General features: G+C 62.6%; 14 protein-coding genes, 1 tRNA gene and 1 pseudogene. 10 read left to right on the forward strand and 6 right to left on the reverse strand.

The annotated features are described in order from the left end of the window. Positions 1–76: 76 nt before the first annotated feature. On the forward strand, positions 77–292 hold the full coding sequence (locus ACVWVY_RS00595; RefSeq protein WP_456624579.1) for a helix-turn-helix transcriptional regulator: 216 nt from the start codon (positions 77–79) through the stop codon (positions 290–292). 2083 nt (positions 293–2375) lie between these two features. On the opposite strand, the gene ACVWVY_RS00600 is transcribed toward ACVWVY_RS00595, so the two are convergent. Together ACVWVY_RS00600 and cpdR are read right to left on the reverse strand one after the other, a co-directional pair. Continuing rightward, positions 2376–2450 (reverse strand) — tRNA-Val (locus tag ACVWVY_RS00600). A gap of 136 nt (positions 2451–2586) precedes the next feature. Continuing rightward, positions 2587–2946, reverse strand: coding sequence for a cell cycle two-component system response regulator CpdR (gene cpdR, locus ACVWVY_RS00605; RefSeq protein ID WP_074823489.1), 360 nt, complete (start codon positions 2944–2946; stop codon positions 2587–2589). Between the two features lie 321 nt (positions 2947–3267). Here cpdR and ACVWVY_RS00610 point away from each other — a divergent pair, with 321 nt between their 5' ends. The 4 genes from ACVWVY_RS00610 to ACVWVY_RS00625 all read left to right on the forward strand — a co-directional run bounded on the left by ACVWVY_RS00610 (position 3268) and on the right by ACVWVY_RS00625 (position 7104). Further along, positions 3268–4155, forward strand: coding sequence for an N-formylglutamate amidohydrolase (locus ACVWVY_RS00610; RefSeq protein WP_456624580.1), 888 nt, complete (start codon positions 3268–3270; stop codon positions 4153–4155). 547 nt (positions 4156–4702) lie between these two features. Then, positions 4703–5482: a histidinol-phosphatase gene (gene hisN / locus ACVWVY_RS00615; RefSeq protein ID WP_456624581.1), complete on the forward strand. Its 780-nt coding sequence runs from the start codon at positions 4703–4705 to the stop codon at positions 5480–5482. 22 nt (positions 5483–5504) lie between these two features. Continuing rightward, entirely contained in the window at positions 5505–6032 is a 528-nt protein-coding gene (locus tag ACVWVY_RS00620) for an isochorismatase family protein (RefSeq protein ID WP_456624582.1), read from the forward strand. 103 nt (positions 6033–6135) lie between these two features. Further along, positions 6136–7104 carry a Bug family tripartite tricarboxylate transporter substrate binding protein gene (locus ACVWVY_RS00625; RefSeq protein WP_456624583.1) on the forward strand — a complete coding sequence of 323 codons (969 nt, stop codon included), beginning with the start codon at positions 6136–6138 and terminating at the stop codon, positions 7102–7104. 137 nt (positions 7105–7241) lie between these two features. Here ACVWVY_RS00625 and ACVWVY_RS00630 read toward each other — a convergent pair whose 3' ends face one another. Then, positions 7242–8135, reverse strand: coding sequence for a LysR substrate-binding domain-containing protein (locus ACVWVY_RS00630; protein ID WP_456624584.1), 894 nt, complete (start codon positions 8133–8135; stop codon positions 7242–7244). A gap of 200 nt (positions 8136–8335) precedes the next feature. Between ACVWVY_RS00630 and ACVWVY_RS00635 the strand changes: the two genes are divergently transcribed. Further along, positions 8336–9088, forward strand: coding sequence for a sulfite exporter TauE/SafE family protein (locus ACVWVY_RS00635; protein ID WP_456624585.1), 753 nt, complete (start codon positions 8336–8338; stop codon positions 9086–9088). Positions 9089–9162: 74 nt separating this feature from the next. Here the strand turns inward: ACVWVY_RS00635 and ACVWVY_RS00640 are convergent, their stop codons facing one another. After that, the gene (locus ACVWVY_RS00640; RefSeq protein ID WP_456624586.1) at positions 9163–9810 is read right to left on the reverse strand and encodes a LysE family translocator; all 648 of its coding nucleotides are present in this window, start codon (positions 9808–9810) and stop codon (positions 9163–9165) included. 204 nt (positions 9811–10014) lie between these two features. Here ACVWVY_RS00640 and ACVWVY_RS00645 point away from each other — a divergent pair, with 204 nt between their 5' ends. Both ACVWVY_RS00645 and ACVWVY_RS00650 read left to right on the forward strand, forming a co-directional pair. Beyond that, positions 10015–11829 (forward strand): tetratricopeptide repeat protein, encoded by a 1815-nt coding sequence (locus ACVWVY_RS00645; protein ID WP_456624587.1) that lies wholly within the window; start codon positions 10015–10017, stop codon positions 11827–11829. Positions 11830–11986: 157 nt separating this feature from the next. Beyond that, a pseudogene (locus ACVWVY_RS00650) lies at positions 11987–12652 on the forward strand (di-heme-cytochrome C peroxidase); the annotation flags it as partial. A gap of 9 nt (positions 12653–12661) precedes the next feature. Here the strand turns inward: ACVWVY_RS00650 and ACVWVY_RS00655 are convergent. Continuing rightward, positions 12662–13609 (reverse strand): alpha/beta hydrolase, encoded by a 948-nt coding sequence (locus ACVWVY_RS00655; protein WP_456624588.1) that lies wholly within the window; start codon positions 13607–13609, stop codon positions 12662–12664. A gap of 222 nt (positions 13610–13831) precedes the next feature. On the opposite strand from ACVWVY_RS00655, the gene ACVWVY_RS00660 reads away from it, so the two are divergent. Beyond that, positions 13832–14299: an Hsp20 family protein gene (locus ACVWVY_RS00660; protein ID WP_456624589.1), complete on the forward strand. Its 468-nt coding sequence runs from the start codon at positions 13832–13834 to the stop codon at positions 14297–14299. Positions 14300–14507: 208 nt separating this feature from the next. Continuing rightward, positions 14508–15281 carry an alpha/beta fold hydrolase gene (locus ACVWVY_RS00665; RefSeq protein WP_456624590.1) on the forward strand — a complete coding sequence of 258 codons (774 nt, stop codon included), beginning with the start codon at positions 14508–14510 and terminating at the stop codon, positions 15279–15281. Between the two features lie 85 nt (positions 15282–15366). Here ACVWVY_RS00665 and ACVWVY_RS00670 read toward each other — a convergent pair whose 3' ends face one another. Beyond that, positions 15367–16062 carry a hypothetical protein gene (locus tag ACVWVY_RS00670; RefSeq protein ID WP_456624591.1) on the reverse strand — a complete coding sequence of 232 codons (696 nt, stop codon included), beginning with the start codon at positions 16060–16062 and terminating at the stop codon, positions 15367–15369. Positions 16063–16312 lie beyond the last annotated feature (250 nt).

Raw genomic sequence — 16312 nt, forward strand, 5'->3', positions numbered from 1 at the left:
TCTTGCCCGCCTACACTTGCTTGTCCTGTCTGGGCTCAGAGGCCCTCAGAAGTAGCCAGCAGGAGGCAGCGCAGCTATGCGCGAACCAGAACGTATCATCCGCCTCATAACCGTTCTTTCCCGGACCGGGCTGTCCCGGTCCACCATCTACCGCAAGATCGCCGAGGGCACGTTCCCGCCGCAGATCAGGATCAGCGTCAACGGGAGCGGCTGGCATGAGTCCGACATCAACCGCTGGATTGCTGATCCCGTCGCATGGCGACCGAAGCGCGAGTTCGATGCGGCCAGATGACGTCCGCGGTCGGCTTGCTGCCGGCGACAGTGAACCGGACCGGCGTCAGGCAGTAAAGGCGGACGCTATCGCGCCCCCGCTTCGCGGCTTCGGCCTTGACGGCCTGACGCCGCCCCGGTTTGGGCTCTCCGAGCAGACAAGGGCAGATTGGAAGCGGTCACGCTTCCAATCCGGGACGGAAAGCAGCGGAGCTTGCCGGCGAAAAATTTCCCCAGACTAAATCCCAGACTAAACGCAAATTTTAGTCCGGGGGACGTACTGAAAATCGACGACACATGAAGAAGATAGCTGGCGCGCCCGGAACGATTCGAACGTCCGACCCTCAGATTCGTAGTCTGTCGGCGGCTCGCGCAGGCGGAGTTGAGCTCAACGACATTCGGAGCAACCCACCTATTTGCACGACTTGGCCACCGATTCAACGACCTCAGCATCAACTTGTTCACCTCGGGTCAGCCCTCTGCGACCGTGATGGTTCGTCCGAGCTCATTGCTCGATTGGCCGTGAGAGAAATTTTCGATGCGTGTCATTGATCCGGCGGATTTCTTGTTTGAAAACGAGGTGCTCGAGCGATGGCCTATGCTCACGAAGGCGGAGCTGCGGCGCGCCCGCCGAGCGAACCCGCCAAGGATCGAGTTCTACAGTTTCCGAAAGAAAAGCGGCGGGCCTCGCTATACGCCAGAGCAGGTGCAGAGCTACATTGACCGTACATATCTTAGGATATCTGAATGCCCGCAATTAGACAGCAGGGCGCCTCACCAGGCACTCAGCAGCAGTGGAGATTCGAGCTCGGCGGCTACTATCTCGAGCGCCCCCATCCAGAGCATCTCGGCTTCTGGTACGCTTGCAGATATGACCCCGGAACTCGCCAAGTCCGCCGCAGAAGTCTTAAGACAACAGATTTCGAAGAGGCCAAAGTCAGGCTTGCGGCGCTTGTCGCGTCCGCTCCCAGCAGCGCGAACCGGGTAGGACCACCCGGACCCGACCAGATCCTCAGTGTGGCCGCGCTCAAGGCATATCTCGACGAACGCGGGTCACACATTGCATCAGAGGGTGCGGCCGAGCGGGCGGTGGAGCTGTTCACGGACTATCTTGCCAGCATAAGCAAGATCGATGCACCTGTCGCATTTTGGACGCCAGCCCGGCAGCTCGAGTTGGCTAAATGGTGCGTCGAAAAACACCGGCATTCCGCGGGCTACATCGAACGGTTGTTCAATGTGATGAGATCTGCATTCAACGACGCATGCGTCACCAAAATTCGATTGGATGCCGTCGGTAACAAGGTCGAGACGGCGCTGATGAGCCACGCGCCGAAAATAGTGTGGAAACGTGAGGCAATCGCTACTGAACTCAAAATCCCAGCACGTCGGCCGCGACCGGCGACACTCTCCGTCGAGCAGATGGCCGCGGTGCTGGAATCACTCAAAACCCCCCATCTCTTCCGTTTCGCCATAATAAGTCTGTGCACATGGGCTCGGCCACAAGCCATCATCGATTTCGATCCGGCAACTCAGGTTGATTGGAACGGTGGCTTGATTGATCTCGCTCCGATCGGTTGGGTACCCACGAAGAAGCGCCGGCCCCGCCAGCCGCTCACGGGGTGCCTCGCGGGCTGGCTGCCGGTCTGGAACATAGAAGATGAGGCTCGGCGAGCGGCCGCCCTTGCCGCGGATCGGACCCCACCTGAGCTCGGACTCATCGTGTACAAGGGCAAGCGTGTCGCAACCGTGAAGCGCGCCTTTCGACGTATCGGCGCAGAGCTCGGACTGATGGGGTTTTCGCAGTACAGCTTGCGCCATTTCATGGCCGACCAAATAAAGAAGCTTTTCCGGAATGTGCCGCGCGAGCAGCGCTCATTGTGGATGGGTCACGTCGTGCGTGACGGCTCGCGCACAACGGCGAATTACGAGTCAGACGATCCGGAAATGCTCGCGGATGTCGCGCTGGCCACCGATTGCGTAATCGCACTAATCCAGCAGCACTGCGGCAGGCCGCTATTTGCTGTTGACGTACTGTTGACGAAGAAGGATTTGCACGCGATCGGGGCGAGGGTGATTCCAGAAATGCTGAGAAAACAGAGAGTTGGTGGTGGGCGCGACAGGGATCGAACCTGTGACCCCTACCATGTCAAGGTAGTGCTCTCCCGCTGAGCTACGCGCCCTGGAAATGGAATGACCTTGTCATCCCGCTCCAGCTTTAATCGTATTGGGTGGGGTCCGTATATCGGCTCCAAAGCGCGCCCGCAAGGACGCTTGGACGTAATTTCTGATGTGATTTCGACGGAAATCGAGGCCGAATCAGGCCGCCAGCATCTTGTTCACTTCGCTGACCAGTTCACGCAGGTGAACCGGCTTGGCCAGCACCTTGGCGTTCTTGGGCGCTTCCGAATCGGAATTCAGCGCCACCGCAGCAAAGCCGGTGATGAACATGATCTTGATGTCGGGGTCGAGTTCCGAGGCCCGGCGCGCCAGCTCGATGCCGTCCATTTCGGGCATCACGATATCGGTGAGCAGCATCTCGAATGGCTCCTCGCGCAGCCGTTGATAGGCCGACAAGCCATTGTCGTGGGGCGAGACCTGAAACCCCGCGTTTTCCAGCGCCTTGACCAGGAAGCGGCGCATGTCGTTGTCGTCTTCGGCGAGGAGAATCTTGTGCATGGCGGTCAGTCATCGAGCCTGGCTTGGAGGATCATTGGCGCCCACTAAGCCCGACAGAGGGTAAATTTCAGTTAAAAGGTAACGGTGTCTTGGCGGCGGCGGGCGGCGCTATTTCTGTAGCGAAATGTACCAAGATAGATCAAGGCGGCGCTTTTCAGGCGTTTGCGACACCTTCCAGTAGTTCAGCGGCTTTTTTCGCTTGGCAGAATGATTACGATTACGGACAATACATCCTTACAAAGCCCTGCCCTTCGGCAGAATCGGTCGCATGGTCGATTCCGCCGAAGGGAAATGCGGACATTCAAGGGACGGCGCCCCACGATGACCCAGTTTGATGGCGAGCTGTCGCCCCCGTTCGAGATCGTGGAGCCCGCGCATTGGCGTGCGCCGATCATCTTCAACTCGCCCCATTCCGGATCGGTGTATCCGCTCGAGTTTCTCAACGCGTCCCGGATCGACCTCGCCGCGCTGCGCCGCTCCGAGGATTCGTTCATGGACGAGTTGATTGGAGACCTGAGCGAGCAGGGCTTTCCGACCGTCCGGGTCAATTTCCCCCGCTCCTATGTCGACGTGAACCGCGAGCCCTATGAGCTCGATCCGCGGATGTTCACCGGGCGCCTGCCGAGCTTCGCCAATACCCGCTCGATGCGGGTGGCCGGCGGCCTCGGCACCATCCCGCGAGTGGTCGGGGACGGGCAGGAAATCTATCGCGAACGGCTTTCGGTGGACGACGCGCTGGGGCGGATCGAGGCGCTCTACAAGCCGTATCACCGCGCGCTGCGGCGGCTGATCAACAAGGCCCATCAGGCGTTCGGGACCGTGATCCTGGTGGATTGCCATTCGATGCCGTCGGTGGGCGTCTCGCGCGACGAGCCGCGGCGGCCCGACATCGTGATCGGCGACCGCTACGGCACCAGTTGCGCCAGCCTGCTGCCCGATGTCGTCGAGGAAATCATGAGCAAGCTCGGCTATTCGATCGGCCGCAACAAGCCCTATGCCGGCGGCTTCATCACCGAGCACTACGGCAACCCGGCCAGCGGACTGCATACCGTGCAGCTCGAGCTCAACCGTGCGATCTATATGGACGAGCGGCGGCGCGAGCGCAGCCCGCGCTTTGCGCAAGTGGCCACCGATTTCGCCGCGCTCGCCGACGCACTGGCGAAGGTGCCGCTCGGGGATCTCGGGCCGTTCCAGGCGGCGGCGGAGTAGACTCTAACTTCATCATTCCGACTTGCGCTGCGCGTCGTCCTCAGATCTGCCATTGCACATCGGGGAATAACGAGCAGAGAGAAATTCGCCCAAGAAAAAAGGGCCGCTTGAATGAACAAGCGGCCCAAGTCTAGGGAGGAAACGCCCAAGGAGGGCAGCGATAGGGCGAGGCCCTACCGCACCGCAACAATATGCGGCCGCGCTGCACAAAACGCAAGGGTTTTCGGTTCGGTTTGTATCCAAAGTGGAACAGGCTGGCGGATCGGCAACACCGCTCCGACATGAGTTTTAAGCAAGCAAAATCAATATGTTATGAGGACACCTGGCCAAGTCCCGGCCCCACTGCAGTGCTGGTATGCCAAAACTCGCAACTTCGTGATGGCAGGGCTAACCAAAAATCCACGCTTAAACGAAGCCTTTTCGAAAGCCGATTCGAAAGCCAGTTCGTAATACGAATGGGAATAACGCGCCGTTGGCGGTGCGCGACGGTGCGGATTGAGCTAGGCAAGAGGCAAGAATTCTTTCTCTAGTGCGGTAAGGGACAGCCGTGACGGTCATCGATTTCACAGCCTTCATCGGCCGCCTCGCGACTGCGTCCGGCGAAACCATCCTGCCGTTCTTCCGGACCTCGCTCTCGATCGACAACAAGAGCGCCAGCGACTTCGATCCGGTCACCGAGGCCGACCGCGCCGCCGAAGCGGTGATGCGCCGCCTGATCAAGGCCAACTTTCCCGAGCACGGCATCGTCGGCGAGGAGTTCGGCAACGAGCGCGAGGACGCCGAATATGTCTGGGTGCTCGATCCCATCGACGGCACCAACTCCTTCATCGCGGGATTTCCGATCTGGGGCACACTGATCGCGCTCCTGCACAAGGGCACGCCGGTGTTCGGCATGATGCACCAGCCCTATATCGGCGAGCGCTTTTCCGGCGATTCCGGCTCGGCGCAGTATTCCGGGCCGTCCGGTGAGCGGCGGCTGACGGTGCGGCGCTGCGCGACGCTGAAGGAAGCGACCTCCTTCACCACCAGTCCACTGCTGATGAACGCCGCCGACCGCGAGATCTTCGGCCGGGTCGAGAGTGCGGTAAAGCTGTCGCGCTATGGCGGCGACTGCTATTCCTACTGCATGCTGGCGGCCGGCCATCTCGACCTCGTGATCGAGACCGAACTCAAGCCCTACGACATCGCAGCCTTGATCCCGATCGTCACCGGCGCCGGCGGCGTCGTGACCGACTGGGAAGGCAAGCCCGCCCAGAGCGGAGGCCGCATCGTCGCGGCCGGCGACCCCCGCCTGCACGAGGCCACGCTGAAACTTCTCAACAGCTAGGGACACCACCGCGCAGGGCCCGATGGATGCATTGATCGTCGTCGATATGCAGGTCGGGCTCCTCGCCGGGCAGCCGAAGCACGATCTGCACGGCGTCATCGGGCGCATCAACCTGCTCGCGGCCAAAGTCCGCGAACGGTCAGGCCGCGTCATCTTTGTCCAGCACTGCGGCGGCAAGGGAGATGATTTCGAGCCGGAAACGCCGGGTTGGGCCCTGCTTCCAGAACTGCGCCGCGACCCTGCCGATGTCGTGATTCGGAAGACCCTGAACGATCCTTTTGCCGGGACCGAACTCTCCGCCCGCCTGCAAGCGATCGCGCCGGACCGGGTCCTCGTCGCGGGATGGGCGACGGATTTTTGCGTCGATGCGACTGTGCGGTCCGCTGTTTCAAACCATTACGATGTCGTCGTGGTCGCGGACGCCCACACCTTGAACGACCGTCCCCACCTCGACGCGGCGAGCGTCATTCGTCACCACAACTGGGTCTGGGGCAATCTGATCACGCAACGATCGGTCAGGCTCGCGCGCACCGACGAACTCATGCTTTGACGAGGCGCGGCTCCGGTCCCAGCCGACAAAACCTTGCATCGAACACTTCATCGCGTACGATGCCCGCCAACGCGCACGACAGATGCGCCGTCGGGGAGTAGTCATGAGACTGCTGAGCAAGCTGCTTGCCGGACTGACGCTGCTGTTGTTACCCGCCCTGGCCTCGGCCCAGGACTTCCCCGCAAAACCCATCAAGCTGATCGTGCCGTTCCCGGCCGGGGGTCCCAACGACATCATCGCGCGCCTGGTCGGCCAGCGCATGTCGGAAATCACCAGGCAGCCGGTGCTGATCGACAATCGCGGCGGCCAGGCCGGCGTGCTCGGCACCGATGCGATCGCCAAGGCAGCCCCCGACGGCTACACGATCGGGATCGTTAGCGCGAGCGCGCTGGTCATCAACCCGACGATGGAGAAGGTGCCCTACGACGTGACGAAGGATCTTGCGCCCGTCACGCTGGTGGCGACGGTGCCGGAAATGCTTGTCGTCGCCAGCAACGTGCCCGCCAGCGACATGAAGGACCTGGTCGCGCTCGCCAAGGCCCAGCCGGGGAAACTCAATTTCGCATCCGCCGGCGTCGGCGGCCTGCCGCATCTTGCCGGTGAATTGCTCAAGCTGACGGCCAGGATCGACATTGTGCACGTGCCCTACCGGGGCGCGGCGCCCGCCATCAACGATCTGCTCGGCCAGCAGGTGCAGATGGCGTTCCTCGATTTGCCGGTGCTGCTGCCGCATATCAAGGCGGGCACCCTGCGCCCGATTGCGCTTGGCGCTCCGCAACGCGCGCCCACCTCACCTGACGTACCGACCACCGCGGAGGTCGGCATGCCAGGCCTCCTGATCGAAAACTGGTACGGCATGGTCGCGCCGGGCGGGACGTCCGAGGCGATCGTCACCACTCTGAACCGTATCGCCAACGAGGCGATGAACGACCCGCAGGTGAAGCAGAAGCTCGCCGATCAGGGCCTGACGGTTGCCGGCGACACGCCGGGGCATTTTCGCGACTACATCGGAGCCGAGACCCAGAAGTGGGCGCACGTCATCAAGGCCGCTGGCCTTGCCACGGGCAAATGAGGTCAGGCTTCCGCCCATCGAGAATCAAGGCGTCCACGCAATTCCCCGAACGGAATCATGATGTGGCTTCGGAACGCTTCGCGTTCCCATAGCGCGGCATCCCCCGACTTTTAAGCATGTCGGTCTCCTCCCGGCCTTCAACGCGGCGCGCACTTGCGCAGATGCTCGGCCAATTGCTGCGCCGGCTTGGGCAACGCCCGAAAGCTCCGCGTGCAGATCACGAGCCGCCGGTTGGCCCAGCTATCCCTGATCCTGACGACATTGATCTTCATCGATCGCGCGCATCGTTTTGCCGCGACTTCAGGCATCACGCCGATCCCGATGCCGGCGGCGACCATCTGGCCGATCGCATCGAAACTGTTCAGCCGCGCACGAAAGCGCAGACGCGCGCCGAGCCGCGCCGCGTGCCCACTGATATGGGTGTGCAACGCGATCGAGCTGATCAGTCCGACGAAATCGCGCTCCACCACTTCACTAAAATCGACCTGCCGCCGGTTCGCCAGTTCGTCCTCGCGCGAGGTGACCAGCACCAGGCGGTCTTCGCTGAACGGGATCCGCTCGATATTGTCCGCAAGCGCGTGTTCGGCGGCGAGTCCGAGATCGGCGGCGCCGGTCAGAATCGCGCGGGCGATGTCGGCGCTTTCGCGTTCCTCGACGTCGATCGAAATGTGAGGATGCGCGGCCAGAAAGGCAGCCAGTGCCTTCGGCAGGTATTCCGAAAGCCCCGATGTGTTGGCGAAGAAGCGGACGGTGGCCTTCTCACCGCGGGCAAAAGCGGCCAGATCGCCGCGCATCGCCTCCACATTGTGGAGCACGAGCCTGGCGTGATCGAGCAGGCTTTCGCCGGCCGGCGTCAGCTCGACGCCGCGTCGGCCGCGCGCCAGCAGCGATACGCCGAGCGCTTCTTCCAGCCCCTTGATTCGCTCACTCCCCGAGGCCAGCGCGAGATGAACTTTTGCCGCGCCGTTGGTGATGCTGCGCGTCTCGGCCACCGCGACGAAGAGCTGAAGATCGACCAGATCGAAGCGCATCGGTATTCCTTGCGAAGTGATCGGCTTTGAGCCGTCATTGCGAGCGAAGCGAAGCAATCCTGGCGCGGCAGAACTGATAGATGGATTGCTTCGCTTCGCTCGCAATGACGGAAGAGTCAACCCAGCCTTCGGCCTAGCCGAAGGCTGTCTCCGTAATCTCCAGATTGTGCGCTTTATGCCGATAGGTCAATGTCGCCCCCATGTTCGATTCCCTGCTTCTCCTCGTCACCGCCACCTTCCTGCTCGCAGGCTTCGTGAAGGGCGCACTCGGGCTCGGCCTGCCGACGGTGTCGATGGGCCTGCTTGCCGTGTCGATGCCGCCGGCCCAGGCGATCGCCATCGTCATCGTGCCGGCGATCGTCACCAACATCTGGCAAACCTTCGGCGGTCCTTACTTGCGCGATATTTTCCGGCGGCTATGGCCATTGCTGGCCGGAACGGCCGCCGGCATCTGGCTGAACGCGGGATCGCTGACGGGGCCCTATGCGCGCTACACCACGATCGCACTCGGCCTGCTGCTGGCGATCAATGCCGTCATCGGCCTGAGCAAATTCGATTTCACCGTTGCCCGCCGAAACGAAAAGTGGGTCGGCGGCATCGTCGGGCTGATCACCGGCATGATTTCGGCGGCCACCGGCGTGCAGGTCATTCCGTCGGTGCCGTTCCTGCAGGCGATCGGCATGGAGAAGGAAGAGCTGATCCAGGCATTGGGCGTGTTCTTCACGGTCGCGACCCTCGCACTTGGCCTCAACCTCACCGGCGCCGGTCTGCTGACGGCCGCAACCGCACTGCCGGGCGCGGTGGCCATGGCGGCGTCCTTTGCCGGCATGTTTGTCGGACAGGCGGTGCGGACGCGACTTCAGCCTGAAGTCTTTCGGCACTGGTTCCAGATCGGCATGATTGTTCTCGGCCTCTACCTCGCCAGCAATGCGCTTGCGAAGCTGATGTCGTAACTTCCCCGGAAGCCGCGCAGGAAAGCCTGCGAATTCCCAGCGACGGAATTCTGAGGACAGGCGGACAGTCGAACCTATCGCGCCTCCAGCATCGCAACGCGGATGCCGAGATAGACGAACAGCCCGCCGAGTACGCGGTTGATCCAGGCCATCACGTTGGCCGATTGCCGGATACGGCTGGCCGCTCTCGCCGCGAAGGCTGCAATCCCGAGGCACCACAGCGTGCCGGTGGAGATGAAGATCATGCCCAGAGCCAGGAAGGCCAGCGTCTTGTGGGCAGATTCCGCCACCACGAATTGCGGCAGGAATGCCAGAAAGAACAGCGCCACCTTCGGATTGAGCACGTTGGTCAACGCGCCCTGCCAAAACACGCGGGAAAGCGACGTCTCGTTGCTTTCCCCGGCCGCCTCCACCAGCGGGCGTGAATGTGACAGCAACATCTGGACGCCCGTAAACAACAGATAGGCGGCACCGGCCCATTTCAGCACCGTGAAGGCGGTCGATGACGCCATCAACAGCGCCGAAAGCCCGATGGCGGCGCCGAATACATGGACCAGACAGCCGCAGCAGATGCCGATCGCCGCTGCCGCCCCGCCGCGCCAGCCGAACTGGATGCTGCGGCCGATAATATAGGCCGTGTCCGGCCCCGGCGTGATGTTGAGCAGCAACCCGGAGAGGATGAAAAGCCAGAGTTCGTGAATGCCGAGCGTCTCAACCATCATTTGACCGGTTCCCTAACCCTGCCTACTCTTAATTTGAGCGTGTGCTGATTTGCGCGTGTGCCAATTCTAGACGGTTTGCAGTACTATCATGAGCAAATCGGGCTTCCACGAGATTGCGCATATTTTATAAACATTGGAATCGGTCGACCGACCACGTAGTTGTTATCCAGCTCATTCCAGCGCCATTGGGGATATAGTCGAGACATGGAAAGACGCCTTGCAGCCATCGTGTGCGCGGACGTCGCCGGCTATTCCCGCATGATGGGAGCCGACGAGGCGGGGACGCACGCCACGTTCAAGGCCCATCGCACCGCGATCTACCCGATCATCCTCAATCACGGCGGCCGCCTGGTGAAGAACACCGGCGACGGCTTTCTGCTGGAGTTTCCCTCTATCGTCGGCGCCATCGAGGCCGCGATCGCGATGCAGATGGTGATGGCCGAGCGAAACGAGCACCTCCCTGCCGATCGATCCATGCAGTTCCGCATGGGCATCCACATGGGCGACGTGATGGCCGACGAGGACGAGGTGTTCGGCGACAACGTCAACATCGCCGTCCGCCTCGAATCGGTCGCCGCCCCCGGCGGCGTGGCGGTTTCGGGCAAGGCCTGCCATGAGGCCGGCAAACGCCTCAGCGTCGCGCTCGCCGACGCCGGCCCGCACCGGTTCAAGAACATCGACGAGCCGATCCAGGTCTGGACCTGGCAACCCGCCGGCTCCGACGCCAGCGGACCTATGCCCAAAGCCGCGACCGAAACATCGGTCACCAATCTTCCGGCCCAGTATCGGACGGCGATCGTGGGCGTGCTGCCGTTTGCGAATCTGAGCGAAAGCGCGGACGAGTATTTTTCCGACGGGCTGACCGAAGACCTGATCCACGCGCTTTCACTGCAATCGTTCTACCGGGTACTGAGCCGCAACTCGACCTTCTCCTTCAAGGGCCGGAATGTGAGCACCCGCCTGATCGCGCGCGAGATCGATGCGAGCTACCTGATCCAGGGCTCGGTCCGGCGCGCCGCAACCAAGATCCGCGTCACCGCCGAGCTGATTGCGCCGGAGAATGGCGAGCAGTTGTGGACCGGCCGGTTCGACCGCGACATCGGCGACCTGTTTGCGATGCAGGATGAGCTCACGACCAGCCTGTCCGCGGCGATCGCGGCCGAGATCTACCGGGCGGAGGCCTCCGCCCCGCCCCGCTCGTCGTCGAACGACATCACCGCATGGGATCGCTTCCTCAAGGGGCTGTCCTACTATTACCTGCAGACCAAAGCCGACGTCGAAACCTCGATCGGCCTGTTCAAGGAAGCCATCGCGCTCGATCCGACGCTGTCGATCGCGCGCGCCTATCTCGCCACCATCCAGGTTCAGGCCATCCAGCTCGGCTGGATCAAGGGCACGCGCGAAGTGTGGGATTCCACGATGTGCCTTGCGGAGAGCAGCGTCCGGCTCGATCCCCGTTCGTCCTTCGCGTTCCAGATTCTCGCCTACGTTCACGCGGCTGAAGGGCAGTACGACGCGGCGATGGATGCCGCCAAGCGGGCAGTCGGGCTCAATCCGTATGATATGGGCGCCCGCGGCGTGCTTGGGGTCTGTCATCTCGTGTGCGGCGAACATCGGCACGCTATCGAACTGTTTACGACGGCGGCGCAGAGCGGCAGCAACGACCCCCGGTACCAATGGGCCGCCGTGAACGCGTTCGCCCATTACCTGCTCGGACAGTACGATGCTTCGCTGTCCTGGGCGCGCGAACAGCTTTATGTGAATCCCAATCATCTTCAGGCGCTCGCCATCCGGGCTGCGGCCCTGGCTCAATTGGGCCGGACTGCGGAAGCGGTAAACGCCACCGAGGTTCTGCTGAGCAACTATCCCGGCCTGACCGTTGACCGGCACTTGCGCAATTTCCGCTGGAAGCTGCCGGGCGATGTTGCCCATTACCGTGGCGGCCTTGTGAAGGCCGGCATCCCCTTCAACAGATTGACCCTCGTCGAATCCTCGCCAAAGCTCGCCGCAGAATCCTGAGCGTGTAAGCCGGCCGGTTGACACAGCGTCGAATTCCGCCAAAACTTGCCTACACGCTGAAGTAGCGCGCCGCCGAACTCCCTTTTCAGAACCGTCATCCGCTCCGCGGCGGGCACTGGCCATTTTTCAGATTCGGCGCCATTTAAGGATTTGAACCATGTCAGACGACCGCATTGCCACCACCACGGGCGCTGCGCCCGCCGGGCAGTTTGCCGTTTCACCCAACAATCCCTGCCCGTTTTTGCGCGCGCTGGTCGCCAACGGCTATGTTGGCGGTCACGTCGTGCCGCTTTCGCAACTCTCCGAAATGATCGGATTGGCGAGCGGCGAAACCGGCTCTGCCCAAAACGAGGTGCGGCTGAAAACCAAAATGGTCGCTGTCATTGCGAACGGCCTCGGTCCGCTGAGCGTGTTGAAGAGCGCAACCTCCGGCGCCGTTCTCGACGAACTGCGCGATGGCCCGCTCGACAAGCATGGCGGCGGCTCGCGCATTCTCGACGTCGATGCGAAGGTCCATGAGGACGAAATCGCCCGGCTCGCCGGCTTCGGCAAGGACCGCAAGGATCCTGTCGGAGGCGGCGTCGAGCGCGGGCTGACGGCAAAGGAGATCGACACCTTCATGAAGGCCAATCTCAAGCGCGACGGCGATGCGGCGCGCTGGTACTACCCCATGCTGATGAAGGGCGAATGGCCGGTGCTGCTGAAAATTCTCGGCAAGGGCGAAGGCGAGGAGCGTTATCTCAGCGTCGCCGAAGTCAGGACCCTGTTCGTCGAGAAGCGGCTGCCCGGGCGGATCACGGCGCGGCTGCCGAAGCCGGCCTCGCGCTGAGCATCACTTGAACAGTGGCGTGCCCGGTACGAAGGCGTCGAACGCCGCCCAGAATTGCGCGCGGTAGCGATCCTGCTCCTGCAGGATCTCGTGCCTGGAGCCCGCGATCACCAGATGCGAGCCGGCGCGCAGATGATAGGCGAATTCCTCGATCGCGGCCGTGGAGACAATGGTGTCGTTGCTGGCGGCCAGCATCAGGATCGGCTGGCGGATTTCGGACGGGTAGCTCACGCCACGAAAGGTATGCATCGCGCTGAAGGCGGTATCGGCCCAGGCCACCGTCGGCGAGCCGATGCCCAGCGTCGGGTCTTCTTCCAGGATCGCAGCGTTGCGGGCGAAGCGCACGGGATCGCTGGTGAAGGGGTTGTTGATGAAGGATTCCGTTCCGGTCAGCGCGTCGCTGCCGCCGGGCACGTAGCGGCCGCCCTGCCCCATCAGCCGCATGACCCGAAGCAATGCCCGCGTCGGGAACGCGGTCGTGCGCCCCGGCAGGTCGATCATCGGCGCCGACAGCACCATGCGGTCGAACCAGCGTTTTCCCGCACGCGCCACCCGCAGCATGACTGCCCCGCCCATCGAATGCGCCAGCGCGAAAAAGGGCGGCGGGCAATCCGGCAGCACCACCTGCTGCACGAAGGTTTCGACGTCGACCTCGTAATCGGAGAAGTCGCGGACATAGCCCTTGCGCGGGTCGCGCAGGCGGCGCGAGGAATGCCCTTGGCCGCGCCAGTCGATCATCGCCACCGCAAACCCGCGATCGCGCAAGTCACGCACCGTCTCGAAATATTTCTCGATCGGCTCGGTCCGCCCGGGGAAGACGCAGACCGTGCCCTTGCGTCCTGCCGGTGGCGCCCAGCGCGCGAACCGCAATTCCGCGCCGTCGGGCGTCTTGATGGTGCCTGAGACGACGTCCTCCGGAACCGGATTGGCGGGGATAGAGACGAGCGTCATGACGGGCAACCGGCTAGGTGAAAAGGACTGGAAATCAAGGGTGGGAGCGTCGAAAACGAGCCTGTTTGACCCCTCTTGAACGCTGTTTCACCCCTCCCATATCATTTCTGTGCAGGCCGCTACCAGTGTTTCAGAACCGAAACACAAAGGCTGCGCAGTTGCGAAAGCCCGGCCCGATGGCGGGCGGGTTACCTGAAACAGTCGCTCAATGGAGGACTACCCATGCGTACCTACGATCTCACCCCGTTCTATCGCTCCACCGTCGGCTTCGACCGCTTCTTCAATCTGCTCGACCAGGCAACGTCAGACGGCAGCCCCGGCTATCCCCCCTACAATATCGAGCGCACCGGCGAGAACGCCTACCGCATCAGCGTTGCGGTTTCCGGCTTCTCGCAAGGCGAGCTTTCGATCGTCGCGAAAGAAAACACGCTGACGATCAAGGGCGAGAAGTCAGCCAACGAAAACGGCAAGGACAATTCCGAAGTGCTCTACCGCGGCATCGCCGCGCGTGCCTTCGAGCGCGCATTCCAGCTTGCCGATTTCGTGCAGGTGAAGAACGCCTCGCTCGAGAACGGCCTGCTTCACGTCGATCTCGTCCGCGAGATTCCCGAGGCCAAGAAGCCGCGCAGCATTCCGATCAATTCCGGCGCGCAGACCCCGCAGGTGGTCGATGCTTCGGTCGCGGCGTAACACGGTACAGGTTTCAGCCGATATTGGCTGAACGCGAAAACGCCCCGGGAAACCGGGGCGTTTTTTTTTGCGCGCATTCCTGACCTGCAATTTTGAAGGCCTCGCGGGGCTCACGTCGCCGTGAGGTTGTGTAACGATGCGGTCGCTCTCCTCGAATTTGGAACTGGAGCGGGCGAGCCGCTTATCAAGCCGATCATGGAGCAGACCGATGAGCATGTTACGAACACTGACAATCGTTGCCGGCGTCCTTGCGGGATCACTCGGCGTGCAAGCCGCGCCGGCGCTGGCCGCCGGCACCGTCAAGGCGAAGAATGTCGTGCTGGTGCACGGCGCATGGGCTGACGGATCGAGCTGGGCGCAGGTCATTCCAAAGCTTCAGGCGGCGGGACTTCACGTCACCGCGGTACAGAATCCGCTGACCTCGTTGGCAGACTCCGTTGCCGAGACACGCCGCGTGTTGGCGCAACAGGACGGCCCGACGGTGCTGGTGGCGCATTCCTGGGGTGGCACCGTGATCAGCGAAGTCGGCACCGACCCGAAGGTCACAGGGCTCGTCTATATCGCGGCGCGCGCGCCGGATGCGGGCGAGGATTTCGTCGCGCTTTCGCAGAAGTTTCCGGCAGGCCCCGCGCGAGCCGGCGTGCAGGAGCATGACGGCTTCACCAAATTATCCGAGGATGCCTTCCTGAAATATTTCGCCAATGGGGTCGATCCGACGACCGCGAAAGTCCTCTATGCCGTGCAATGGCCGACTGCGGCTTCCATTTTCACCGGCCGCACCACGGAGGCGGCGTGGCGCAGCAAGCCGAGCTGGTATGCCGTGTCGAAGCTCGACTACACCATCAATCCCGATCTCGAGCGGTTTCTCGCCAAGCGGATGAATGCGACGACGGTCGAACTGGACGCCGGCCATCTGTCGCTGGTCTCGCAGCCCGACAAGGTCGCCGACCTGATCCTGGCCGCCGCAGGCGCGCGCGAATAGCTCGCAACGTGCGGCAATGAAAAACGCCCCGGAAAGACCGGGGCGTTTTTTGTCCTCCCTGCGAAAGCAGGGACCACGGTAGAGGCTATTCCAGACCCTGCATCGAAGGCATGTCCTGGGTCGGCGCAATCTGCGGGGCAGGCTTGGCTGGAGCCGAGCCGGTTGTCACCGGCGCGGCTACCAGCGCCTCAGCCGGTTTTGGCGCAGGCGCGGCCGCCTGCTTAATCGGCGCGGTATCAGGTTTGGAGGCCAGTGGATTGGCCTTCGGCATCGGCACCGTGCGGCTCGCGACGCGAGGAGCTGGCCGTGACGGCTGCGGCGCGGCCTGGACATGGTCCGGCGCCAGGTGGGCCTGCGGCGGCTGATCCATGAAGGGCCCACGGAGGGCGCTCTGCTCTTCGTAGTAATTGTCCCCGCCCATGCGGTAGGCCGGCAGGAAGCGGATGATCCGGCCATTTCGCGCGTCGATAATCAGCCGTCCGTCCGCGCCGCCGCGATCGATGGCAGCGATCGTGTAGACGAAGCCGCGGAGCCTGGGGATGCCGAGCGGCGAGAATCCGTTATCGCGGAGCACGGAATAGACTTCCGTCGACGGCAGCAGGCTTGGGCTGTTTCCGTAGCGCGGCCCGGGTCCGTAGTTCGGCGGGGGAACCACCTGCGGTGCTGCCGCATAGGGGGTCTCGACATCCGATGCCGCCGTGTAGGGCCCGGGTACCTGCGCCTGCGCGCTGCCCGCCAGAAGGACCAGTCCCGCCGCCAAAGATCCCGTGAAAAACTTCATCACCGAAAGCTCCTGTAACCCCGCAGCCACCGAGCCCTGAACGGGAGCATTTCGCTCGCTCGCCTGCCGGCCCAGGCCAATATTTCATTGCGAAATCCGGCGGTCCTTGGGCGGGATCGGGGCGCCGCCGCCGTAAACCCGCGCCGGCGGGTTTTTCCCCGGCCGCAAAGCGCCGATCCACATGCGGGCGAGGACTTTCACGCGCTTGTGTGATAGACAAAAATTTGGCATTGTCGGAGTTAGGACAGTA

The sequence above is a fragment of the Bradyrhizobium sp. URHC0002 genome (assembly GCF_054059515.1).